Here is a 23,559-nt window from a genome sequence, read left to right on the forward strand (position 1 = left end):
GATACCTCGTTATGTGCCTAAATTGTTTCTGCTGCGTAAAGAGATGTAACAAAATTCGTAATTCTCTTTGCAGCGGTTGCAATTGTAGCGGTATAACCAGTAGAATACAATACATGCATGAATGTATGTAAATATTTTGTAAATAAAACTTATTCTTATTCTTATCTTGTTTCATAATTAGCCGCCTTTAATGTCCGCTAAATTTGAACAGCTAGTAATCAAATTGAGGTCTTAATGAAACTTTCTCGCTTTTTTACAACATTGGTTTTACTGGGTGGTAGTGCTTTATTTTTAAGTGCCTGCTCATCAGAAAAAAATGGAGCGGAAAGTCAACAAAGGCCTCCTCAGGCCGTCGATGTTGTTACATTGGTTACACAAGACGTACTGTACACTCAATCGTTACCCGCACGGTCTATTGCATCGAAGAAGTCACAAATTCGACCTCAAGTAAGTGGCATTATTATGCAACGCTTGTTTGATGAAGGCTCGGTAGTAGAAGCGGGCCAACCTTTATATCAAATCGATCCTACCGTTTATGAAGCAAATCTACTTTCAGCAGAGGCAGAAATTGCTGAGAACAAAGCAAACTTGCAAGAAGCTAAAGCGGATTTAAGTCGTTATAACAAGTTGATTAAACAAAAGTTGGTGAGTCAGCAAGATTTGGATATTGCTCAAGCTCAGTTTGATGGTCTTGAGGCAAAAGTAGGGGTGCTTGAGGCTGCTCTACATAAAGCCAAGTTAAATATTAAATACACCAAAGTGTTAGCGCCTATCGGTGGCCGCATCAGTAAGTCCAGTGTAACCGAAGGGGCGTTGGTTGTTGAGCAGCAAGCTGCTGCCCTAGCTGAAATTACTCAGCTTGATCCTATTTATTTTGACCTACCCATGGCAAATGATGATTTGCGCAGAATTAAGCAACGTATTGCCACTGGTGAACTTCAGTCTGTTGACCCTGTCGCAGTGTTAACCTTCAGTGACGGCGAAAAGTACGTGTACGATGGTGAGGTTAAATTTAACGAGGTTCAAACAGACCCTTCTACTGACACCGTGTCTATCCGCGTTGAGTTTTCTAATCCTGAATATATTTTATTACCCGGCATGTTTGGTAAAGTCACAGTGCATCAGGCAAAACGTATCAACTCTTTGTTGATTCCACAGAAATCATTGCTGTTTAGTCAGGACAACAAACCCTATGTTTACGTTGTAGATAATAATAATACGGTGCAGCAGCGTTTTGTCACTATTGACCGCGCTTTTGATGCTTCATGGTTAATTTTGTCAGGTTTAACAGCAGGCGAGAGAGTGATAGTGGCTGGCCTGCAAAAAGTGGCTATTGGTATGACGGTAGCGCCTAACGATATTAATCAGCAGCAGAAGGCGGCTTAATCATGGCAAAGATTTTTATCGAACGACCCATACTTGCATGGGTAATTGCGATTATGATTATGTTAGGTGGTACCTTAGCAATGATGCAACTGCCGGTATCGCAATATCCAAATGTAGCGCCTCCCACCGTGACGATTTCAGCGTCTTACTCGGGGGCGTCTGCGCAAGTGGTGCAGGACACTGTTATTCAAGTTATCGAGCAAAACCTAACGGGTATCGATAACGTTCAATATATAAGTGCTAATAGTGATTCAACGGGTAACGCCAATATCACGGTGACCTTTGAGGCGGGCACGGATCCAGATATTGCCCAAGTTCAAGTGCAAAATAAATTACAAACGGCGATGACCTTACTACCCGAAAAAGTGCAACAAGCTGGTGTTCGGGTAGCTAAATCGTCTTCTGGTTTTTTGTTAGTAGCCGGTTTTTATTCCTCTGACGGGCGTATGGATCGCTTCGATATTTCGGATTATGTGGCCTCTAATGTCAAAGACCAAGTTAGCCGCTTGTCCGGCGTGGGTACTATTCAGTTTTTTGGATCACAATATGCGATGCGAGTTTGGCTTAATCCAGACAAACTAACGCAGTATGGGGTGACGGTCAGTGAAATAATTAACGCTATAAAAGCGCAAAACTCGCAAATAGCAGCGGGTGCATTAGGTGGCGCGCCATCAATTGCTGGCCAACAAATTAGCGCCAGTATCGTGGTAGAAACCGGGCTTGAAACGCCTGAAGAGTTCGGTGATATACTGTTACGGGTTGCTGATGACGGATCAACCTTGCGATTGTCAGATGTAGCACGTATTGAACTGGGTGGTGAAAATTACCAAATATTATCCGAGTACAATAATCAGCCGGCAGCGGGTATGGCTATCAGTTTGGCATCTGGTGCTAATGCTTTAGACACGGCAGCCTTGGTTAAAGAGCGTATTGCTCAATTGCAGCCGCAATTTCCAGCGGGGCTAGAGGTGGTTTATCCTTATGATTCAACACCTTTCGTTAAACTATCTATTGAATCAGTTATTCATACCTTATTAGAAGCCATTGTCTTGGTCTTTTTTGTTATGTTTTTGTTTTTACAAAACTTCAGGGCAACGCTTATACCCACTATTGCTGTACCGGTAGTGTTGTTAGGCACCTTCGGTATTCTGTATCTGTTCGGTTACTCAATAAATACCCTCACGATGTTTGCCATGGTATTGGCTATTGGGTTATTAGTTGATGACGCAATTGTCGTAGTAGAAAACGTTGAACGGGTGATGCATGAAGATGGCTTGTCGCCCAAAGAAGCCACTAAAAAATCGATGAAGCAAATTACCGGAGCACTTATTGGTATTGCGTTAGTGCTATCTGCGGTGTTTGTGCCGATGGCCTTTTTTGGCGGTTCAACAGGTGTGATTTACCGTCAGTTTTCCGTCACCATTGTATCTGCGATGGCACTATCGGTGCTGGTGGCGTTAATCTTAACGCCGGCCTTATGTGCCACTATGCTCAAACCTATTTCTAAAGAGCACAAAGCGCAAAGCGGCTTCTTCTTTTGGTTTAACAATAAATTTGAATCCATGACCAAAGGGTACCAAAACTCATTGGGTCGCATTTTAGGTCGTACCGGCCGTTATATGCTGATTTATGTCGTTTTGGTTGCCGTACTAGGCGTGTTATTCATGCGTTTACCGACAGGCTTCTTACCTGATGAGGATCAGGGGCGTATGTTTGCTCTTGTTTCTTTGCCCCAAGGTGCCTCAATGGAGCGCTCATCTTTGGTGATGGATAAAGTAGAAAACTACTTTTTAGAAGATGAAAAAGAAAATGTTGAAGCGATGTTTTCAGTGGTTGGCTTCAGTTTTCAAGGTAGCGGACAGAACAACGGTATGGCCTTTTTACGACTCAGAGATTGGGAAGAAAGACCTCGAGAGGATCAAAACGTTCAAGCAGTGGCTGCGCGCGCCATGAGGGCGTTATCGCAACTTAAAGAAGCGTCCGTATTTGCTTTTATTCCTCCACCTATCGCTGAATTAGGTAATGCCACTGGTTTTACATTTGAGCTACAAGACCTTAGTGGTAAAGGGCATCAGGCGTTAATGGCTGCACGTGACCAATTATTAGGTATGGCGTCTCAAGATAGTCGTTTACTCGGAGTACGTCCTAATGGCTTAGGGGATACCACCCAATTTAAAGTCAATATTGATAAACAAAAAGCCATGGCCTTAGGAGTGTCAATCGCCGATGTCAATCAAGTATTTACTACTGCTTGGGCTTCTACTTACGTCAATGACTTTGTTGATGGTAATCGAGTGAAAAAGGTCTTTGTGCAAGCCGACGCCCCTTACCGCATGATGCCGGATGATATTAAAGACTGGTATGTGCGAAATGATGAAAACAAAATGGTGTCACTCAGTGCGATCAGCACCTTTGGATTGGTATCAGGCTCACCTAAATTAGAGCGCTATAATGGCGTTTCGTCTGTCGAAATTTTAGGGCAAGCCGCTCCGGGTCTGAGTTCTGGTGCAGCAATGGAAGCAATGGAAGAATTGGCAGCCAAGCTTCCTGAAGGTTTTGGATTTGAGTGGTCAGGGTTATCGCTACAAGAGCAAAAATCGGGTTCGCAAGCGCCCATGTTATACGCGCTGTCGATCCTAATTGTATTCCTATGTTTGTCCGCCTTATATGAAAGCTGGAGCATCCCTACCGCGGTGGTATTAGTTGTGCCGCTAGGGATTTTAGGTGCAGTGATTTTTACCTTGCTCAGAGGTCTTACAAACGATGTGTATTTTCAAGTCGGCTTGCTCACCACCATAGGTTTGGCCGCCAAAAACGCCATATTAATTATTGAATTTGCGAAAACCTTGTATGAAGAGGGAAATAGTCTGATTGATTCTGCAATTGAAGCATCAAGGCAGCGTCTACGTCCTATCATCATGACATCTCTAGCCTTTATGTTGGGCGTTACTCCCTTAGTATTAAGTTCAGGAGCAGGCTCCGGAAGTCAGCACGCTATTGGTACTGGTGTATTTGGTGGAATGTTTTCTGCAACTGTTCTAGCCGTATTCTTTGTTCCGCTGTTTTTTGTATTTGTTTATCGAATTTTTGGTATAGACAAAAAACAAAGCGAACCACAAAAAGAGGATGAAAGTCATGTTTAGTCCCTTATTTGTTGCCTTGGTGATGGTTATCTCCCCAATGCTGGCCTACGTCTTGGGTGCGCTACTTTTTTCAATGTTTGAGTGTAAAAAAATGAAATCTACTAGCAAGGTTAAGGCTCAGGCTTAAGGTTGTATTTGCTATTTATTGGGTTAGGACTGAAGCAAACTAATTTGCTAAACTGCTGCCACTATCGATTTTAGGCTTACATGCACCTTTGATTATATCTTTCTTGGGTGCTTGAACGTTATTCAGACAAAAGGGTACTAACATGACTAGAACAGTACAGTGCAAATACTTAAAGAAAGACGCTGAAGGTCTCGACTTTCAACTTTACCCGGGTGACTTGGGCAAGCGAATTTTTGACAACATCAGTAAAGAAGCATGGGCGTTGTGGCAAAAGAAACAAATTATGTTAATCAATGAAAGAAAGCTAAACATGATGAATGCCGAACATCGGCAATTTCTAGAAGCTGCTATGAGCGACTTTTTGTTTGAAGGCAAGGATGTTGAAGTTGAAGGATACGTGCCGGTAAAACAACAGTAAAACCCACTGTTTTTGGAATGAAAGCGGGCAATTTGATAATTATTAACCACTGTTTGTTTGTTTTTACAGCAGTCAGTAAAAAAAGTGTTTTTTTTTATATAAAATAGTTGACTTGAATCGCCATAATCCGTTTAATACGCACCCACGACGAAGCAGGTCCTACAAAACATCGTAAGGCGCTAGTCAACCAGTTTTGCCCAGATAGCTCAGTCGGTAGAGCAGGGGATTGAAAATCCCCGTGTCGGTGGTTCGATTCCGCCTCTGGGCACCATTACAACAAAGCCTGCAAGAAATTGCGGGCTTTTTTGTTTGAAGCGAAATTAAGGTAGATCTATTGTTACCTGTAAAAAGCAGCCTGGCTTATTGCTTAAATAGATATTAGCTGACAGTCTAGCCATTAACTGTGTTGTATTTTTACTTTAAGACGCTTGCCTTCTAAAAATCGATAAGTTTAATATTGGTTGAAACGTCAGGAAAAATTGAAAAATATTTAGGTGAATGACTAAACAGTTGTTCAGTAAAGATTAGTCGTTATAATCTGATCCAGAATTTTGCTGAGGACGTTTTAATAACGTCAACCCTTGTGGAGAGAAACGTGAAAATAAAAAGTTTGATTTATATGGTAGTTGGTTTGTCTTTAACCTTTGTTGCTCATTCTCAGGATGCCGCCTCTGATGATATTAAATCGCGTATTCTACCTATCGGCAAAGTTCACGTTGCTGGTGCTAAGGCCGAAACAGCTTCAGCTGGCCCTCGTAGTGGCGCTCAAATTTATGGTAAAGCCTGTGTGGCGTGTCATGGAGTTGGCGTATTAGGCGCTCCTAAGCTACACGATGCTGCTGATTGGGCGCCTCGTATCAGCCAAGGGTTTGATACTATGTGGCAGCACGCTATTAAAGGTTTTAACGCGATGCCGCCAAAAGGCACTTGTGGTGATTGCACTGACGATGAAATTAAGGCTGCCATTGAGCACATGATTGAAGGTATTTAGTGCTTAGTATATAAGACAAAAGCACAAATTAAGGCCACCTAGTGTGGCCTTTTTCGTTTTTATAGTTTATTTTAAGAGATTAATTTTTGCCAAAATTCTAACTATAAGTGCATAAAAATTCATAAAATGGCTGCTCCCGATATTAATGTGGAACTTTCTCTAGAAGAGTTAAGAGAGTTAGTTCCGCAATTACAACAAGTGACAGAAAAATATAAGCGATCTGAAGCGATTCAGAAGTCGCTATTTGATATTTCTGAACTAGCCAGTTCTGTGAGTGACTTAGCTAGCTTGTACCCAGCAATTCATGAAATTATCGCTGGATTTATGCCAGCAAGAAATTTTTACGTGGCATTTTTAGAAGAAGAAAATGCGATAGTTGATTTTGCTTATTTTGTTGATGAATCTGAAGATTTACTTGAACGACAGATGTCGGCAGAAGATTTAAAAAACAGCTTAACTGGGTATATTCTCTCCAGTGGTAATTATTTATTTTTAGTCAAAGAAAACTTTCAACAACAAGTCGAACAGTTAAATATTAAGTATATAGGCCCCATGCCTGTTGATTGGATTGGTGTGCCTCTTAAGCGAGGGAATCAGATCATCGGCGCAATGGTGGTGCAAAGCTACGACGAGGCAGTACGCTACAAACAAGAAGACTTAGATGTACTGTTGTTTGTTTCACAGCATATAGTGAATAGTTTGGATCGTGTCAAAAGTCGTGAATTAACTGAAAAGACAATCCGACAACGGACAAAACAGCTTCGTCAGATGAATGACGAGTTGCAGGAAGAAATTTCAGAACGTCAAAAAATCGAATCACTGCAACAGGCGCTATTTGAAATTTCTGAATTATCTGCCTCTATCGATACCGATATGAACGTTTTCTATGCCGCTATTCACGATATTCTTTCTAGATTGATTGGCGCGCCAAACTGTTATGTGGCGATACTCGATTCCCAAAAAAACTCCTTAACGTTTCCGTACTTTAAGGATGAGCTAAATACCCAAGCTGAAACCCGTTCATTGGGCCTTGGTTTAACCGAATATGTTATTCGCCAAGGGCGAGCAGCATTACTTGATTCAACTAACGTAGGTCAACTCACACAAGACAATGAGCTGGATGAAAGAATTGCAAATGTGATGATTGCTTCTAATGACTCTTGGTTAGGCGCGCCTTTATTCATTGATGGCAATATTTCGGGGGTGATTGCAGTACAAAGTTACGGTGGTAGTCATAAATATACCCAGAAAGATTTAGAGTTTCTGCGTTTTGTGTCCCACCACATTGCGGTAGCACTAGGGCGTAAACGCTCTACTGAGGCCATTCAAACCTACAATCAGCAGTTGGCGGAAAAAGTCAAAGAACGCACAGAAGAATTAAACCAAACCAATTTGTATTTGCAAAAACAAATTGAAGAAAGAAAACAGATTCAGCAACAGCTCGAATACGACGCGCACCATGATGGCTTAACCGGACTTGCCAACCGAGTACTGTTTAATCATCGACTTGAGCTCGCAGTAGCCAATAAACTTCGTTATCCACAAAATAACTTTGCGGTGGTGTTTATTGACCTCGACCGATTTAAGCAAATAAACGATTCTCTTGGTCACCATGCCGGTGACTGTTTTTTACGTGAAGTGGCTCAGCGAATATCATCTTGTATTCGTGGTCATGATTTACTGGCCCGTTTAGGTGGCGATGAGTTTGTTGTTTTATTTGATAATTTTGAAGTAGAAAAAGACATCGAAGAGATCTCTTCTCGTATCATTAATGCCATTGCTGAGCCTTTTGTTATTGATAATAAAGAAGTGTATTCTGGCGCGAGTATTGGGATTGCTTACATTGAAAACGGTTATCAATCGGCGGATGAAATTTTGCGTGATGCCGATGCTGCAATGTATCAAGCCAAAAGCTCAGGTCGTGGGCGTCATGTTATTTTTGACAAAACAATGCGAGATAAATTACTCGAAGAGCTTGAGATAGAAAGCGAGTTTAGACAAATGCTGAAACTTGAAGCTTTTGAGTGTTATTCGCAGCCAGCCTTTGACTTAATAAGCAAAGAGAACATTTACGAAGAGTGTTACATTAGGTGGGAACATTCAACCCTCGGTAAAATTAAACGAGAGCAGTATTGGCAAATTGCTGAGCAAAGTGGCTTAACCGTTGAGATGGACAAGTTCATGCTCAAAAAAGCCTGCGCTGTGTTAAAGCAATGGTCACTAAGCAACTCACAGAAAGTTAATCACCGTTTAGCCATTAATTTATCTATCCACCACCTTACTCAATCATCGCTAGCAATCCAATTAGTCGAACAAATTAAGCAGGCTGGAGTTGATCCTAAAAAGCTCGTTATCGAGTTTGATGAAAACGATTTAAATCGCCGCTCACAATTTGTCTTACCAGCCATAAAAGTATTAAAACGTTCAGGCATTACCTTGGTATTGGATAATTTTGGTAGTGGCTTAGCGTCTTTGAGTTACTTGTATTCCTACCCTTTTGATTATGTAAAAGTCGATCATCGTTTTGTTAGCACCATTCCTCGTTCTGAGCGCAACTTAAAATTAGTGCAGTCGGTCTTATCTATCTCCACTCATTTAAAATTTAAGTTAATCGCAGAAGGCATTAAAACCGATGAGCAATACCAAGCATTGATTAACGCTGGATGTGAATTTGGTCAAGGGACTTACTTGCAAAAAGTACAGCTATTACCGATTTGTCATGAGGGGATAAAGAGCGTTGAACCTCACCTCATTTAGTGGAGTGTTATTTTTTAGCTAACATATTGCGTAGGTTTGCTATACCAACCTGACCTTTTTGTTGACGTACTTCAGCGCTATCCTTATTTTTCTTTTGTTCCCATACAATGTCGTCCTGAGGCAGTTCATATAAAAATCGACTGGGTTCAGGATTAATGATTTCACCAAATTGACGTCTTTCCTTTACTAAGGTGAAAAATAAATTTCGCTGTGCCCGGGTAATACCCACATAGGCTAGTCGCCGCTCCTCGTCAATATTGTCTTCATCAATACTGCTTTGATGGGGCAGTAAACCTTCTTCCATCCCGACCATAAAAACATAAGGGAACTCCAAACCTTTTGAGGCATGTAGGGTCATTAACTGCACTTGATCTGACTCATCTTGGTCTTCTCCTCGTTCCATCATGTCACGTAAGATGAGGCGATTGACTACTTCTTGTAAGGTCATCGGTGGGTCAAGTTCGTTGCCCTCTAACATACCGCTTATCCAGCCAAATAAAGTACTGATGTTGGCCATAGCCATTTCGGCTGCTTTAGGGCTTGTGCTAGTCTCGTATAGCCATTCTTCATAGCCCATGGCCTTAATCATGTCCCGCACTGTGGAAATGCCATCGCCTCGTTGAACGTGGTCAGACAATTCAACTATCCATCGGCTAAATTGTTCAATTGAAACCAGTGCTTTACCGCTTACATGCTCTTGTAATTGCGGATCAAATGCCGCGGCAAACATTGAGGATTTATTTTTGTTTGCTAAGTTGCCTAGTTTTTCTAGGCTTACACGTCCTATGCCACGTGTAGGGGTATTGATTACCCGTAATAAGGCATTGTCATCATCTTGATTAACCAACAAGCGCAGGTAGGCCATGATATCTTTTACTTCAGTACGTCCGAAAAACGACATGCCACCACTTATTTTGTAGGGGATACGATTACTCATTAAAAATTTTTCGAATACTCGCGACTGAAAATTTCCGCGATACAAAATGGCATAGTCTTTAAAGTGTGTTGCCTTCATAAATTTGTGTGCAAGCATTTCAGCCACTACCCGCTCTGCTTCGTGCTCTTCGTTTTTAGCAATGATGACATTCAAAGCATCACCATAACCGAGCTCAGAAAACAGTTTTTTTTCGAAAACGTGAGGATTATTTTGAATTAATATATTAGCGCAGTGCAGAATTCGACCTGAAGAACGATAATTTTGTTCTAACTTAATTACCCGTAAACTGGGGAAATCTTTTTGTAATAAAATGAGGTTTTGTGGCCTGGCTCCACGCCAAGAATAAATAGACTGGTCGTCATCACCTACCACGGTGAAACGCGCCCGTTCACCAACCAACAGCCGTACTAGCTCATATTGGCTGGTGTTAGTGTCTTGATACTCATCGACTAATAGATAGCGGATCTTCATTTGCCATTTTTGGCGAACCGTTTCGTTCGACTGTAACAACAGCGTTGGCAGTAAAATCAAATCATCAAAATCAAGGGCATTATAAGCACGTAAATTATTGTGATAACGCTGATAAAACTCGGCAAATTCAGCATCACTGGCTGATAGCGACATTTTCTGTAAATGTTCAGGCAAGATTAAGTCATTCTTCCATGACGAAATACGGCTTTGTAATTGGCTCAGTTGTTCTTTATCACCGTCAAGCTCGACAGTGGTGAGATCTTTGAGTAGGGCCAAACTGTCTTTATCATCAAACAGTGAAAATCCCGGTTTTATACCTAGGGTTTTCACTTCAGCCTTAATAATTGTTAAGCCGAGCGTATGAAATGTCGAAACTTTTAAGCCCCTAGCTTCTTTTTTCCCGAGGGTTTGGCCAACTCGCTCTTTCATCTCACGGGCAGCTTTATTGGTAAAAGTAACCGCAGCGATAAATCGGGCAGGCATGTCACATTCACGCACCAAATAAGCTATTTTATTGGTAATTACTCGAGTCTTGCCGCTGCCAGCTCCAGCGAGAACTAAGCAAGGGCCTGAGATGTAATTTACTGCTTCATTTTGGCCTGGGTTGAGTTTCATGTGTCCTTAAAATTGCCTGTTTACTGTGTGGGCCGTGGATTGTAAGAAATTATCAATGTTTTGACCAACAATACCCGAATAGATTGCGCAATGAGGTTTTTTTAAGGTGGTTTATCTTTTGGCTTTGGTTACAATACGTTTTTATTCAAGGACAAAACCCATGTTAAATCCCAAAAAGCTAGAAGAAATAGCCAAACAAATTTCTGACTCAGTACCCCAAGGCGTAAAAGAAATGGCTGAAGGTGCTGAATCACGGGTTAAACAAATTTTACAAAATCAAATTAGTCGCTTGGATTTTGTTAGCCGTGAAGAATTTGATGTGCAAACTCAAGTCTTAATTCGAACCCGTGAAAAATTGGCTGCGCTTGAAGCGCGTATTGCTGCTTTAGAAGCCAGCGCTAAGGAAGATTAAGCCAATAGTGCAGCATAATGCCTAAAGCGATGACTAAACCCACGTAGTGATTATGTAAAAATGCGGCAAAACATGCTTCTCTCACCCGATCTTTAATTAGAAACTGTTGATACAGAAAAAGTCCGAGACTAATAACTAGGGCGCAATATACCGGCCATGAATAGCCGAGTGTGATACTGATGAACAGCAGGATTGCCAAGGTGATAAGTTGCAATGCAAAGATGATTAGTTTGTCGTACTGACCGAATAATACTGCCGTTGATTTAACGCCTATTCTAATATCGTCATCACGATCTACCATGGCATATTGGGTGTCGTAGGCCACCGTCCAGCATAAGTTGGCTAAATACAAACACCATGTTATCCAACTGAGCTCTTGATTGATGGCCATAAAAGCCATAGGAATAGACCATCCAAAGGCGGCCCCCAAAACGACTTGAGGTAGATGAGTATATCGTTTCATAAAAGGGTAAAGAGTGGTTAAGGCCAGTGCGCCAAATGAAAGCACAATAGTTTGCCAGTTCAACCAGAACACCAAAAATAGCGCAATCGCCAACAGCGAAAAAAAGCACATTAAGGCCTGTTTACTACTAAGCTCTCCTGTTGCTAAGGGGCGTTGAGAAGTACGTTTAACCGCACCGTCAATTTTACGATCAGCAAAGTCATTAATAACGCAACCTGCGGCTCGCATGACGACAGTACCAAGTACAAATATCAATAAAATCCCTGATGATGGTACACCCTTCGCTGCTATCCACAGCGCCCATAAACAGGGCCACAACAACAAATAAATACCAATGGGTTTGTCCATGCGCATTAAGCGCCAATAAGCTGAAAAGGGTTTAGTTAACATTAAGTGATACTCGTATCGCTGCATTGTTCATAAGCCGGTGACTGAGGTAAAAACAACTCTGCGACTGACATAGGTAAGCCCGAAAATTGAAATATTGACCGCCGCGCCCATATTGTTTGCTGGCATGAAATATTTAAGGCAGCGGTAACCGCGTTTTTTTCATCTAACTGGGTTAGTTGAAAGGGCATACGCTTAAATCGTGGATCATTGAAAATGAGCTTTCCAAGTGGTTGCTCACCCAACTCTGCAAACTCTGCATCGCACATTTTCTGAGGAATAATCGAACGAGCAAATACCCATGGTTGGTGATTGCCCCACAACACCACCTCTCTAACTTGCCAATCTTGTACGTGCTTACTTGGCACAAGACTATTTAATTGTGACATTTCCTCAAGACTGACCGGGACATGCCGTTGACCTAGTAATTGCACATGAAAATGATCACAGTGTGACTGTAAGCGCTCAGTTAAAGAACCGGTGTCTAACAGCCAGTTTTTAAGTTTGGTGTTAGGGATAAGATAGCGTTCAGGTGGTTGCCAATATGCGCTAAGACCAATTGGAAATGAATGACTCGTTTTCAAATTTTGTTCTTTGTATTTTCAATAGTTTGCATAGTAACAAGACAGACGCTAAGACTAAAGCAAGGAAGATATAGTTTTATCTAATCTCAATAATTTTGTTAAACTGTGGTCACTGTCTAAGTAGGTAATTCAAAATCATATGTATAGATACATGCGTAAAATCTCTTTGATATTTGCTTTAGTGTTTGCTACTCAAGGTCAGCTTGGTGCTCAAGAAGTCGCAGGGAAAAATTTTGCTTATTTTAGTCTTGAGCCCGACATCGTCACTAATTACTTGGGCGTGAATGCACGAAAGTTGGGCTATGTGCGGGTTACATTAGAGCTTATGTTGGAGGATGCGGATTACTTAATCGCAGCTGAGCATCATGCCCCTTTGCTGCGAGCTATTACCATAGAAATTTTTGGCCGCCAGACTGAAGAGAAAGTAAAGTCACTGACTGGTCGTGAAGATATTCGTCGTGCCTGTCTCGAAAAAATGCGTGAATTAATGAAAAAAGAAACAGGCAGTGAGATGGTTAAAGATGTTATTTTTACAAAATATCTCTATCAGGGATAACCTGTTTACATTCAAACCGGCTTAAGACGAAAGCAAATAAACACCCAGATATTAGCCCCGCCGTATGAGCAGTATTGGCCATATGGAGCCACAATATATCGGCATAACCTACGACTAACCAAACCAATAAAAAAATAATTATTGGTTTTGGTAAGCTTATTCCCCATTGCGGTTTTAACCAGCCTAACCACCATACACAGCCTACTAAGCCATATACCACGCCAGACAAACCGCCAAAGTTAGGGCCATCAATCAGAAGTTGGGCAATATTGGATGTAATAGCGGTAAATAAAAATAACAGCAACAAACAACTCTTCCCAAAGGTTTGCTCAATTTGCTTGCCTAACATCCACCACCACAAAATATTAAAAGCGATATGAAGGGTAGAAAAATGAATAAAGGCGGGTCCCACTATCCGCCACCATTGATGGTTATCGGCTAAATCTGACAGCGGCAAAATTCGAAGCCAATTATACGGTCCCAGTATGCCCAAAAATGCCAAGCCAAAAGTGAGTAAGCATACAACCAGTATAATAGAGGTGAGGGGAACTTGTTTGAGGTTTTGCACGATAAGCTGCGACGAAAACCACGAGCTAGCGGGCAAGTTAATACTGTTACCTTGTTGCCAAGCTGCTTCTTGATATTTTGTTGCATAGGGATCAGCAACAAATTCATCTGCAATGGTTTTTGCTATTTGCCACTGTGACTGATGCACCACGACACTATGACCATTAGGTTCATGGGCCAAAATATACTGTGCTTCAACCCCCTGATTTTGCAGATAATCAGTCAATAATCTCGCGGGGCGTTCTTTAGAAAAAGTGACTAATAGGTTTAAATCAGAAATACGTATTTTCCTTACTACTTTTACTCTGCTTGACCTTGAGCGATTGTTTGGCTTTTACGCCACGCCTCAAAACCGCCATCTAAGCTATACACTTCTTCAAAACCTTGGTGGATCAGAAACTGTGCAGCTTGTTGGCTACTAATGCCATGATAACAACAGACAATGACTGGCGTAGAAAAATCCGTACTCGCAACAAATTGTTGCAATGTACCGTTTGTTAAGTGGCTTGCTTGGGGAATATGCGCCGCTGCAAATGAGTTTTCATCACGAATATCGACCACTTTTGCCAATCCCAGGCTTAATTTTTGCTGCGCATCTTGTACAGATATATGAGCGAACTGCTCCATCATATAGCGTTCCTAGTGAGTTTAGGACTAAATAACTTGCGGTATTTAGCCCAATAATTTACTGCCAATTTAGAATGACTTTGCCTGATTGACCCGAGCCCATGATCTCGAAACCTTGTTGAAATTCATCAATGGGAAACTGGTGCGTTATTATCGGACTTAAATCTAAGCCACCTTGAATAAGACTTGCCATTTTATACCAGGTTTCAAACATTTCTCGACCATAAATGCCCTTTATTGTTAAACCTTTAAAAATGACTTGGTTCCAGTCAATAGCCACATCGTTAGGAGGAATACCTAACATCGCGATTTTTCCGCCATTGTTCATATGAGTGAGCATATCTCGCAGGGCTACAGGTACGCCAGACATTTCTAAACCAACGTCAAAGCCTTCGGTCATGCCGAGCTCATTCATCACCTCTTTAAGACTCGTTTGAGTAATATTAATTGCCCGGGTTGCGCCCATCTTTTTGGCAAGCTCCAAGCGAAAATCGTTTACGTCGGTAATCACTACATTACGAGCACCCACGTGTTTCGCTACTGCGCAAGCCATAATTCCGATGGGGCCAGCACCGGTAATTAATACATCTTCGCCAACTAAATCGAACGACAAAGCTGTGTGTACAGCATTGCCGAAAGGGTCAAAAATGGCAGCTAGTTCACTGGAGATATTATGTGGAATTTTAAAAGCGTTAAACGCTGGAATAGCCAAGTATTCAGCAAAAGCACCTTGACGGTTTACCCCTACACCGGTGGTGTTACGGCACAAATGACGACGCCCAGCGCGGCAGTTTCGGCAGTGTCCACAGGTGATGTGCCCTTCGCCAGAGACGCGATCACCAATAGCGAAACCTCTTACTTCTTGTCCTAAAGCAACCACTTCGCCAACATACTCATGCCCCACGACCATAGGCACAGGTATGGTTTTTTGCGACCATTCATCCCAATGATAAATGTGCATGTCAGTGCCACAAATGGCGGTTTTATGGATCTTGATTAATAGATCGTTATGCCCCACCTCTGGCATCTCGCATTCGGTCATCCATATGCCTTTTTCTTTGTGTAACTTGGCTAAAGCCTTCATGCAATCACTCCTAAGTCTTTACCTACGGCAATAAACGCGTCAATGGCTTGATCAACTTGTTCAAGGCTGTGAGCCGCTGACATTTGTGTACGAATACGAGCTTGTCCCTTAGGCACGACTGGGAAAGAAAAACCAACGACATAGATCCCTTTTTCAAGCATGCGCTCAGCCATGTCACTGGCAAGTTTAGCGTCGCCTAACATAACCGGAATAATGGCATGGTCTTTACCTGCTAGCGTAAAGCCTGCATCGGTCATGCGTTGTCTAAAGTGTTTGCTGTTACGATTCAATTGCTCACGTAAGGCTTTGCCTGTACTCATCATCTCAAAGACTTTCAAAGATGCTGCAACAATGGGCGGTGCGACTGAATTCGAAAATAAATAAGGGCGAGAGCGTTGACGTAACCAGCTAATCACTTCTTTTTTACCAGATGTGTAACCGCCAGATGCACCCCCCAAAGCCTTGCCCAAGGTGCCAGTTAATATATCTACACGACCTAATACGTCACAATATTCATGACTGCCACGACCCGTGTCTCCAACAAATCCAGTCGCGTGGCAATCATCGACCATAACCAAGGCATCATATTTATCTGCTAAGTCACAGATGGCTTTTAAGTTTGCAATCACACCGTCCATTGAAAACACGCCATCTGTGGCAATGAGTTTGGTTCGTGCTCCGTCTAAACCAGCTTGAATCAGTTGTGCCTCTAATTCTTGCATATTGTTATTGGCATAGCGATAACGTTTCGCTTTTGATAAACGCACACCATCAATAATACTGGCATGGTTTAAGGCATCAGAAATGATAGCGTCGTCAGCCTCTAAAATGGTTTCAAACAAACCACCATTGGCGTCAAAACAAGACGGGTACAATATGGTGTCTTCGGTTGCTAAAAAGTCGCTGATTTTAGCCTCTAATTGTTTATGAATATCTTGGGTGCCGCAAATAAAACGCACTGATGCCATGCCAAAGCCATGAGAATCCAACCCCTGTTTTGCTGCCGTAATAAGATCGGGGTGATTAGCCAAACCCAAATAATTGTTTGCACAAAAATTGAGTACTTGCTGGGCGTTGTTGACGGTTATATCAGCTTGTTGACTCGAATTAATAACACGTTCTGTTTTGTACAAACCTTGGGCTTTAGTGTCTTCAATTTGCTGCTGTAGGCGGTTAAAAAAGTCTTGTTTCATCATGCTGTCCGTTGAAAGTCTAGGAGGCTATTCTACTGGTATTCAAGGGACATAAGCCAATCTGTTGTGTAAATTAACTCGTGCAGAGTAAGCACCAGTGTCAGTAGAATTTTACAATGTTGAGGATATACTTCAATGCTAGTTAGAAGGGGTAAGCCAAATTCCGTTTTCTACTTTATTGGGTAATAGGCTATAGAGCTCTATTTCGTCAATCGGTTTAGAAATAAAATAACCTTGGCCGATATTACAACGCATCGTGCTTAACATTCCAAGCTGAGCCTGTGTTTCGATGCCTTCTGCTATCACTTGCATACCAAGATTACCGACCATTGCAATAATTGACGAAACTATCTTCATTTCAGCATTATCTTCTTGCATGGTAGAAACGAAACTGCGATCTATTTTTATGTATTCAACCGGCATTTGCCTTAAATAAGACAACGATGAATAACCAGTACCAAAATCATCGATTGAAAAGGTAAAACCTAAGGCACGTAACTGATGCATGGTATCGATGGTTTGCTTTACATCAGCTACGACGGTTTGCTCAGTGAGTTCTAATTCGATTTGCGAGGCATCACGAGAGTAAACCACCAATTGCTCTTTGAGAAAGGGAATAAGTAAGGGATCCAAAAACTGACTAGCAGATAGATTTACCGCTACTTTTAAGCCAGGCATGCCAATTAAATCTAACTTTTCTAAGATGACAAATGCACGGCGTAAACCCCAATAGCCTAAATTGATCATGCTTTCTGAATTTTCAATAACCGGAATAAATTCATCAGGCGCGATACGACCTTTTTGAGGATGAATCCAGCGTATTAAGGCTTCAAAACCAATTAACTTATGAGTATTGATGTCAATCTGGGGTTGCAGAGCAAAACTAAGCTCGTCATTGTGCAAGGCGTGACGAAGTGCTATTTCTATCTCAGCATGGCGCATGACATCGTTCAACATATTGCTATTAAAAATTGTAATTTTATTGCTTCCAGCGTCTTTAGACGCTTTCATGGCAATGTCGGCTTGGCGGATAAATTCATCTACCGAGATAAGTCCTGTATCAGTGCAAGTCACGCCAATACTGCAAGAAGAATAAAATTGACGTTCACCAACAACTATAGGGTCGTGAAAATGTTGAATCAGTTTTTTAGGTAGTTCTTGAGCTCGATTGCCTTGCTCACTTTCGTGAAAAATAATGATGAATTCATCACCGCCAAGGCTGAAAAGTTGTTCATTATCTTGTAAACATTGCTGAATATGGTTTGCGCCTTGGATCAAAAATTCGTCTCCAATACTGTGTCCATAGCTATCATTGACCTTGCGAAATTTATCAAAGTCTAGAAACAGTAAGACGAGCCTGCCTAAAGTATGACTTAAATCGGATAAACGCTTTTTAATCTCATGATTCAGCATGTTTCGATTTGGAAAACCAGTCAGGCGGTCGTATAAGGCAATGGTTTCGAGTTCCTTTGTGCTCTTTTCAATCTTTTTGTCGAGCTCTTCTAATTCATCACCTAATAAACAGGTGGTGTCTTGCAGAATGTCTATTTCATCTAAAAAATATTGCTGGTCGGTTCGTTTATGCTGGCGAAATTCACGATAATTTTTATCTGCCAATAATGGCAGCATCTTGGTAATTGCCATCAAACGTTGGCGAAACTGTCTGGTTAAAAGCCAAATCGCGATAGCGCACAGAATCACTACGAAAATGGATATGCCAATAACATTGGTTCGATAAGCTCTGTGAGCATTACTGACATTACTAATATCATGTACGGTCAATAAATAAATTGCCTCGTCAGTGGTCAGATCAATAGGAATAAGATTTAACAACAAATCACTCTGTGTTGCAGTGAGACGATAGCCTGTAGCAAGAAGAGAACTGACTAATAGATGAGATGGTACTTGCTGCAGCTGGTCTTGCATAAACTGCCGATTACTGGTGCTAATAGGGGGTTTAACAATAAGGTCAGTTACTTTTTTGTTTATTATCTCTTGTTGGCTAATGCCGACTATTGCCAAATCCGCCAAGGTGGTTTGATTCAGTGCTGCTAATACTTCCATCAAGGAGCTACTGATGGTCAGAACAATCACCCGGTCGTTATCAATTAAAATAGGCATACTGATAAATTGTTGGCACTCTTCGAGGCAGCGTACCACCGACAGTGATGATTGTTGTTGCAGTACATCATTAGCATGTTCTTTGACAAACTGAGGGGTGTCATCTGACGTGCTAAACAAAGTTGTGCTGTTGTTATCAATTAACCATAAGTTATTAATTTGCCAATTAATATTTAGGTATTCAAATTCGTGTCTAAGAAAAGCAGCGATCGCGTTAAGTGAGTCAGGGTTGTCGTCTTGAAAATGAACAAATGACTCAAACCAAGATTCAATTCGGTTGCGCAGTAAGTCTTGAATAAGCTGAAATTGTTTTTTATCTTGCTCGCGCAGTAATTGTTGTTGGTATAAATAATCTTGGTCTGTTTTGTTTATCCACAAAGCGGTCATAGAAATACTGGCAATCAAAAGAAAAGCCATAATCAGGCTCATGATTTTAAAAGGCAGACTGACAAAACGACGCATAAATTAGTACCAATACATTAGCTGGATTGCCCACATATCCCAATATTCATGCTGATTAAACTCAGTGTTTGGGATTAAGTAAGGTGCTAAATGACCAGTACCTTTTACTCGGTGATATTCGGTTTGCACTTGAACATTTTTAGCAAATTTCCATGTCAGTCCTAAGGTGAGTTGATCCATATATCCAAAATAAGCGGGAATGTTGCCATCCGATAATGCCTCTAATTTTTTACCACTGCGATCTTTTCTGTCTCTGTCATAGAGATCTAAACGGGTCATTAGTGTTAGTTGTGGATTTAAAAAATAACGACCTTGAACATAGCCACCGTCGGAAGTTGTTTTTAATTTATACGACGGAAAAAACAGGCCATCTAAAGTGGGTTTTTCTCTAATAAATTCTGAAGCAAATTCCCAATTTTCACCTTGATACAAAAAATGCAAATTCATGCGCTGAGTTTTCGTCGCCCCATCAAAATAAATATCTTGCTCTGCGGCATCATAGCTAAAGTCCACTTCTAATAATGAGACACCGAATTGCCATTGCGATGCTTTGGGGCGCCAATAGATGCTGGCTTGAAGATCTTTATCGTGATTTACCTCGCCAAGAGCATGCACACCCAGCAAGCGGTCTCGTTGTTTATTACTGACAGGTGTTGAGCCATAGCTAAGGTTTATATCCCATTCGCCCCACGCATTTTGCGTATTGGCTACGGCCATAATCCCATCCACACCAAGGGCAAAATCTCGAAAGGCGTCAAAGTACATGGATTGTGCTAAGACGATAGATGGTCGGGTGTGTGGCACGTCGCGGGTGGCAGAATAGAGCCAGTGATAATTTTTGTTGCGACCTAACTGTAATTTTAATTGCCAGTCAGCATCGCTGAGTAATTTCCATTCAAGAAAAAGATAGTCAACACGGAATCCTTCCGGGTAGCGATTACCGCCATTTAGATAAACACCTTGCCCTGCAACACGCAATTGATTGTTGATTTTATAAGAGCCGTTTAACCCTACTTCCGTTAACTTTAATGAAACTTCTCCATCATTTTGGACAAAATTACTGTCTTGAGCTTGGATGACGCCTTGGGCCACAAAACCATGAATTTTAAGGTCGTCAGCATGAACATTGAAGGCAAACATAAAAAATACAATGAGACAAAGCCAAGGCATAATTACTGCTCCTCAATTAACTGAATTAAATGAATACCCATGGGTATTTCTGAGGTCATGACATACCCTATTGCGCCTGGTTGTTGTTTTACTTTTGCAAGCATTTCACTTTCAGTTTGCACCCTAATAGGACCTTCTCCTAAGCCAGAAAAAATCAGCTTGTTCCAAATGCGTTCTAATTGATACGGAAACACACCAAGTATCTCGCGACTAAAGAGTTGATGGGTTCCATTTTGGTTGGCGAGTACAAACACCACGATAGGTTGAGCGTTTGGCCAGTTGGTCTGATACATGGTAAAAATGCGTTTTACTTGATCGTTGTCGAGTCGGTCAATATCAACAGATTGATTGGCGATGATACGAATGTTTTTTTCAGCGCAATAGGCAGTAGATAAAGCAAGGTTGATTACAAGTAGTAACCCTATAAAACTAACTTTTGTCGCCATCCCGCCAAATTTCAAGCCATCACTCCATTTAAACGATTTATTTTATACTAGAATATTTGTTTGAAATTCGCACAAATAAATTAGTATTCAATCTCTTACAGCTAAAACTAGTGGTCTAGAGCGCGTAATCCGATATTCATCACTATGCTGAAATCTGGTAAAGTTTAGTCTGATAAAAAACGAGCCTTGAATACATGCCAAGATTGACTGAATTAAGCGTTAAAGGAGAGTTAGCCCGCTATCTTTATTCACTGCTGTGGTTGCTATTATTACCTATTTTACTGATAAATTGGTTATTTAATTTCACTAAATTTAACTCAGTGGTAGCCAAAGAATATTTGTCACGCTTTGGTTATAGTAACAAGAGCATCGTAAAAGGCGGTATCTGGTTACACTGTGCGTCGGTAGGTGAGGTTGTTGCGATGCAACAATTGGTGGAACGACTACTAATCACTCAGCCCTGTGGGGCAATTACAATCAGCACCAATACTATGACAGGGCGGGAGCGTGTTCAGCAACTGTTCGCCGATAAAGTCGTTCATCTGTATTTACCCTATGATTTTTCTTGGTGTATTTATCCACTATTGAAAAAAATACAACCCAGAAAGCTGTTAATTACCGAGATGGAGCTGTGGCCTAACTTATGCCATTGCAGTTGGCGTAAAAAGGTGCCTACTTATCTAGTTAATGGGCGCATGAGTGAAAAATCAGCCGCTAGTTATCAAAAGCTTGCTTGGCTGAGTCAACCACTGCTCAATAAGCTGTCTGGGATTTGTGCTCAAGGCACCAGGGATGTGGATAATTATTTGGCGTTGGGTGCGAATAACACCACCTTAGTGCTGACCAATAATGTTAAGTTTGATTTAGTTATCAGTGAAAATGACTACGCTGAAGCAGCTAAAATGAGTGAAAAATTTCACCTTAAAAACCGCACTATTATCGTTGCGGGTAGTACCCATGATTCGGAAGAGCTGGTGGCGATTGAGGCCTACAGGCAACTAGCGCAACAATTTCCTAATTTGCTTTTGATACTAGTGCCACGCCATCCGCAGCGTTTTTCAGAGGTAAATGACATCTTGCTACAGCAAAAACTGATCTTTACTCGAATGAGTGAGCCGGAGTACAAAGAGAACCTAGAGGTATTACTCGTCGACAAAATGGGTGTGCTACGAGCGTTATATTCTTTAGCCAATATCGCTTTTGTAGGAGGCAGTATTGCCTTGCGCGGGGGGCATAATGCCCTAGAGCCTGCTGCCTTCGGCGTACCTATCTTAATGGGAAAATCAACCTACAATAATCCACAAATTTGTGAAACCTTACATCAAGCAGGCGCGTTAGCCTTTATTGAGAATAGTGACGACTTCAGCCAACAATGTGTCAGGTGGTTGGAGGATGAAACATTGCGCCAGCAAGCTACTGACGCAGGACTAAGGGTTATCAAGCAAAATAGAGGTGCTATTGAGCGTACATTAGCTGTGTTGAATTTATTGTAAGCTGCGAAAATATTCAACCAAACGTATAGCTTCATGCTCAACACCATATTGTTGTTCTACATTTATTCTGCCGTTGCGCCCTAAAGCGAATAATTTTTTTGTGTCTGCAAGTAACTGATCCATTTTTTCCGTTACGGCTTGTTGGTCATTAACTGGCACAATGTAACCATCAATGCCTGGTCGCACAATATCTTCCCATGCGCCCGCTTGGGTGGCTAATACTGCCGCGCCACTGCTCATTGCTTCTAAAACAGTTAAACCAAAACCTTCATTGTCACTCAGTGCACACACTAGGCTTAATGCGCTGAAAATTTTTGGAATAGCTGCAAATGGTAGCTCGTCGGTAAAGGTTATCCGGTTGCCTAGTCCTGCGGCTTCAATCTTCGCTTTGAGCTGGTTGACCAAGTCTTTGTTGCTGCCAGAGATAGCGCCAACAACGACAGCGTTATAATCGGGATACTTATTGAGTACATCAATGCATCCTTGAACAAACAGATGCACACCTTTTTGCTTGCGCACCCGACCCAGAATACCAATCCCGTATTTGCCGCCATAACCTAATGCCTGCCACGCTTTTACTTTATCTGGTGCGGGCGAGTAGTTTTCAATTTGTACACCATGGGGATTAATCATTGCTGGTGGCTCAGCTAAATAAGAAGCAGAGCGATTACTGACTGCAATAACACCATCCATTTGACGTGTTAACCACAGGGTTGACCCCGACCGATGACGTTGCGCCGCAGAACTAAATACCAGCTTTATTTTGGCTCTGAAAAGATATTTCAAAATAACACCTTGGATCATTTCATCTACACGACGTGCATGAAAAATGCGCCATTTGCCATTTTTTAGGGGTTTACGGCACATCCAAGCCGTTTGCCAAAAATTGATAGCCAAGCTTTGGTCAGATAAAAAGTGTTTTCCCATCACTCGCAAATTGATCATGTCGCGTTGATAAGACAAGACTTGCAACATAGTCGAAGTCACACCCGAAAAGTTAGAATTAGAATTACCAATAATGAGTTCCACTTCGTCAGTTGGCACGGGTGTGGTGTAAGATTCACTCATGTTGTATATCCTGCTTATTGATTGAATTGGGCTAGAAAATCGAGACTATTTTTGTGATTTATTTACAATAAGGCTCACACT

General features: G+C 41.6%; 19 protein-coding genes and 1 tRNA gene. 9 read left to right on the forward strand and 11 right to left on the reverse strand.

Translation table 11 applies throughout. The features are described 5' to 3' along the window. Nucleotides 1-234: 234 nt before the first annotated feature. From ACEN2L_RS11800 to ACEN2L_RS11825, 6 genes are all read left to right on the forward strand, one after another. Nucleotides 235-1,386 (forward strand): efflux RND transporter periplasmic adaptor subunit, encoded by a 1,152-nt coding sequence (locus ACEN2L_RS11800; protein WP_441743945.1) that lies wholly within the window; start codon nucleotides 235-237, stop codon nucleotides 1,384-1,386. A gap of 2 nt (nucleotides 1,387-1,388) precedes the next feature. Continuing rightward, nucleotides 1,389-4,529: an efflux RND transporter permease subunit gene (locus ACEN2L_RS11805; protein ID WP_441743947.1), complete on the forward strand. Its 3,141-nt coding sequence runs from the start codon at nucleotides 1,389-1,391 to the stop codon at nucleotides 4,527-4,529. A gap of 269 nt (nucleotides 4,530-4,798) precedes the next feature. Then, nucleotides 4,799-5,074, forward strand: coding sequence for an oxidative damage protection protein (locus tag ACEN2L_RS11810; protein ID WP_441743949.1), 276 nt, complete (start codon nucleotides 4,799-4,801; stop codon nucleotides 5,072-5,074). 195 nt (nucleotides 5,075-5,269) lie between these two features. Continuing rightward, nucleotides 5,270-5,345 (forward strand) — tRNA-Phe (locus ACEN2L_RS11815). Nucleotides 5,346-5,669: 324 nt separating this feature from the next. Beyond that, nucleotides 5,670-6,065, forward strand: coding sequence for a c-type cytochrome (locus ACEN2L_RS11820; protein ID WP_372340870.1), 396 nt, complete (start codon nucleotides 5,670-5,672; stop codon nucleotides 6,063-6,065). Between the two features lie 126 nt (nucleotides 6,066-6,191). Beyond that, nucleotides 6,192-8,822, forward strand: a complete 2,631-nt coding sequence (locus ACEN2L_RS11825; protein ID WP_441743951.1) for a sensor domain-containing phosphodiesterase — start codon at nucleotides 6,192-6,194, stop codon at nucleotides 8,820-8,822. Nucleotides 8,823-8,829: 7 nt separating this feature from the next. On the opposite strand, the gene rep is transcribed toward ACEN2L_RS11825, so the two are convergent. Next, complete coding sequence (gene rep / locus ACEN2L_RS11830) at nucleotides 8,830-10,845, reverse strand: DNA helicase Rep (RefSeq protein WP_441743953.1); 2,016 nt, start codon at nucleotides 10,843-10,845, stop codon at nucleotides 8,830-8,832. 160 nt (nucleotides 10,846-11,005) lie between these two features. Here rep and ubiK point away from each other — a divergent pair, with 160 nt between their 5' ends. Beyond that, nucleotides 11,006-11,257 (forward strand): ubiquinone biosynthesis accessory factor UbiK, encoded by a 252-nt coding sequence (gene ubiK / locus ACEN2L_RS11835; protein ID WP_306020100.1) that lies wholly within the window; start codon nucleotides 11,006-11,008, stop codon nucleotides 11,255-11,257. Here the strand turns inward: ubiK and ubiA are convergent. After that, nucleotides 11,244-12,110: a 4-hydroxybenzoate octaprenyltransferase gene (gene ubiA, locus ACEN2L_RS11840; protein ID WP_441743955.1), complete on the reverse strand. Its 867-nt coding sequence runs from the start codon at nucleotides 12,108-12,110 to the stop codon at nucleotides 11,244-11,246. The two genes, ubiK and ubiA, sit on opposite strands and share 14 nt — an antisense overlap. Then, complete coding sequence (locus tag ACEN2L_RS11845; RefSeq protein WP_306020097.1) at nucleotides 12,110-12,691, reverse strand: chorismate--pyruvate lyase family protein; 582 nt, start codon at nucleotides 12,689-12,691, stop codon at nucleotides 12,110-12,112. The genes ubiA and ACEN2L_RS11845 overlap by 1 nt, the downstream gene beginning before the upstream one ends. A 151-nt stretch (nucleotides 12,692-12,842) precedes the next feature. Between ACEN2L_RS11845 and ACEN2L_RS11850 the strand changes: the two genes are divergently transcribed. Next, a complete protein-coding gene (locus ACEN2L_RS11850; RefSeq protein ID WP_441743957.1) occupies nucleotides 12,843-13,247 on the forward strand; it encodes a flagellar basal body-associated protein FliL in 405 nt (134 codons plus the stop codon). Here ACEN2L_RS11850 and glpG read toward each other — a convergent pair. From glpG to ACEN2L_RS11885, 7 genes are all read right to left on the reverse strand, one after another. Next, nucleotides 13,222-14,100 (reverse strand): rhomboid family intramembrane serine protease GlpG, encoded by an 879-nt coding sequence (gene glpG, locus ACEN2L_RS11855; RefSeq protein WP_441744176.1) that lies wholly within the window; start codon nucleotides 14,098-14,100, stop codon nucleotides 13,222-13,224. The two genes, ACEN2L_RS11850 and glpG, sit on opposite strands and share 26 nt — an antisense overlap. 14 nt (nucleotides 14,101-14,114) lie before the next feature. Beyond that, nucleotides 14,115-14,444: a thiosulfate sulfurtransferase GlpE gene (gene glpE / locus ACEN2L_RS11860; protein WP_441743959.1), complete on the reverse strand. Its 330-nt coding sequence runs from the start codon at nucleotides 14,442-14,444 to the stop codon at nucleotides 14,115-14,117. A 55-nt stretch (nucleotides 14,445-14,499) separates the two neighbouring features. Continuing rightward, nucleotides 14,500-15,525, reverse strand: a complete 1,026-nt coding sequence (gene tdh, locus ACEN2L_RS11865) for an L-threonine 3-dehydrogenase (RefSeq protein ID WP_441743961.1) — start codon at nucleotides 15,523-15,525, stop codon at nucleotides 14,500-14,502. Beyond that, nucleotides 15,522-16,718, reverse strand: a complete 1,197-nt coding sequence (locus ACEN2L_RS11870) for a glycine C-acetyltransferase (protein ID WP_306020112.1) — start codon at nucleotides 16,716-16,718, stop codon at nucleotides 15,522-15,524. The genes tdh and ACEN2L_RS11870 overlap by 4 nt, the downstream gene beginning before the upstream one ends. 138 nt (nucleotides 16,719-16,856) lie before the next feature. Continuing rightward, on the reverse strand, nucleotides 16,857-19,301 hold the full coding sequence (locus ACEN2L_RS11875) for a putative bifunctional diguanylate cyclase/phosphodiesterase (RefSeq protein WP_441743963.1): 2,445 nt from the start codon (nucleotides 19,299-19,301) through the stop codon (nucleotides 16,857-16,859). Nucleotides 19,302-19,304: 3 nt separating this feature from the next. Then, complete coding sequence (locus tag ACEN2L_RS11880; protein ID WP_441743965.1) at nucleotides 19,305-20,471, reverse strand: hypothetical protein; 1,167 nt, start codon at nucleotides 20,469-20,471, stop codon at nucleotides 19,305-19,307. Between the two features lie 2 nt (nucleotides 20,472-20,473). Beyond that, nucleotides 20,474-20,932: a substrate-binding domain-containing protein gene (locus ACEN2L_RS11885; protein WP_306020089.1), complete on the reverse strand. Its 459-nt coding sequence runs from the start codon at nucleotides 20,930-20,932 to the stop codon at nucleotides 20,474-20,476. 179 nt (nucleotides 20,933-21,111) lie between these two features. Between ACEN2L_RS11885 and ACEN2L_RS11890 the strand changes: the two genes are divergently transcribed. Then, the gene (locus tag ACEN2L_RS11890) at nucleotides 21,112-22,410 is read left to right on the forward strand and encodes a 3-deoxy-D-manno-octulosonic acid transferase (protein ID WP_441743967.1); all 1,299 of its coding nucleotides are present in this window, start codon (nucleotides 21,112-21,114) and stop codon (nucleotides 22,408-22,410) included. Here the strand turns inward: ACEN2L_RS11890 and ACEN2L_RS11895 are convergent. After that, nucleotides 22,402-23,478, reverse strand: coding sequence for a glycosyltransferase family 4 protein (locus ACEN2L_RS11895; RefSeq protein WP_441743969.1), 1,077 nt, complete (start codon nucleotides 23,476-23,478; stop codon nucleotides 22,402-22,404). The two genes, ACEN2L_RS11890 and ACEN2L_RS11895, sit on opposite strands and share 9 nt — an antisense overlap. Nucleotides 23,479-23,559 lie beyond the last annotated feature (81 nt).

This window comes from Flavobacterium sp. W21_SRS_FM6, assembly GCF_052119645.1.
Classification (GTDB): domain Bacteria; phylum Pseudomonadota; class Gammaproteobacteria; order Enterobacterales; family Alteromonadaceae; genus Paraglaciecola.

Coding starts and splice junctions, on each gene's coding strand:
- ACEN2L_RS11800 (WP_441743945.1), top strand. CDS start 235: ATGAAACTTTCTCGCTTTTTTACAACATTGGTTTTACTGGGTGGTAGT.
- ACEN2L_RS11805 (WP_441743947.1), top strand. CDS start 1,389: ATGGCAAAGATTTTTATCGAACGACCCATACTTGCATGGGTAATTGCG.
- ACEN2L_RS11810 (WP_441743949.1), top strand. CDS start 4,799: ATGACTAGAACAGTACAGTGCAAATACTTAAAGAAAGACGCTGAAGGT.
- ACEN2L_RS11825 (WP_441743951.1), top strand. CDS start 6,192: ATGGCTGCTCCCGATATTAATGTGGAACTTTCTCTAGAAGAGTTAAGA.
- rep (WP_441743953.1), bottom strand. CDS start 10,845: ATGAAACTCAACCCAGGCCAAAATGAAGCAGTAAATTACATCTCAGGC.
- ubiK (WP_306020100.1), top strand. CDS start 11,006: ATGTTAAATCCCAAAAAGCTAGAAGAAATAGCCAAACAAATTTCTGAC.
- ubiA (WP_441743955.1), bottom strand. CDS start 12,110: ATGTTAACTAAACCCTTTTCAGCTTATTGGCGCTTAATGCGCATGGAC.
- ACEN2L_RS11850 (WP_441743957.1), top strand. CDS start 12,843: ATGCGTAAAATCTCTTTGATATTTGCTTTAGTGTTTGCTACTCAAGGT.
- glpE (WP_441743959.1), bottom strand. CDS start 14,444: ATGATGGAGCAGTTCGCTCATATATCTGTACAAGATGCGCAGCAAAAA.
- tdh (WP_441743961.1), bottom strand. CDS start 15,525: ATGAAGGCTTTAGCCAAGTTACACAAAGAAAAAGGCATATGGATGACC.
- ACEN2L_RS11870 (WP_306020112.1), bottom strand. CDS start 16,718: ATGAAACAAGACTTTTTTAACCGCCTACAGCAGCAAATTGAAGACACT.
- ACEN2L_RS11875 (WP_441743963.1), bottom strand. CDS start 19,301: ATGCGTCGTTTTGTCAGTCTGCCTTTTAAAATCATGAGCCTGATTATG.
- ACEN2L_RS11880 (WP_441743965.1), bottom strand. CDS start 20,471: ATGCCTTGGCTTTGTCTCATTGTATTTTTTATGTTTGCCTTCAATGTT.
- ACEN2L_RS11890 (WP_441743967.1), top strand. CDS start 21,112: ATGCCAAGATTGACTGAATTAAGCGTTAAAGGAGAGTTAGCCCGCTAT.
- ACEN2L_RS11895 (WP_441743969.1), bottom strand. CDS start 23,478: ATGAGTGAATCTTACACCACACCCGTGCCAACTGACGAAGTGGAACTC.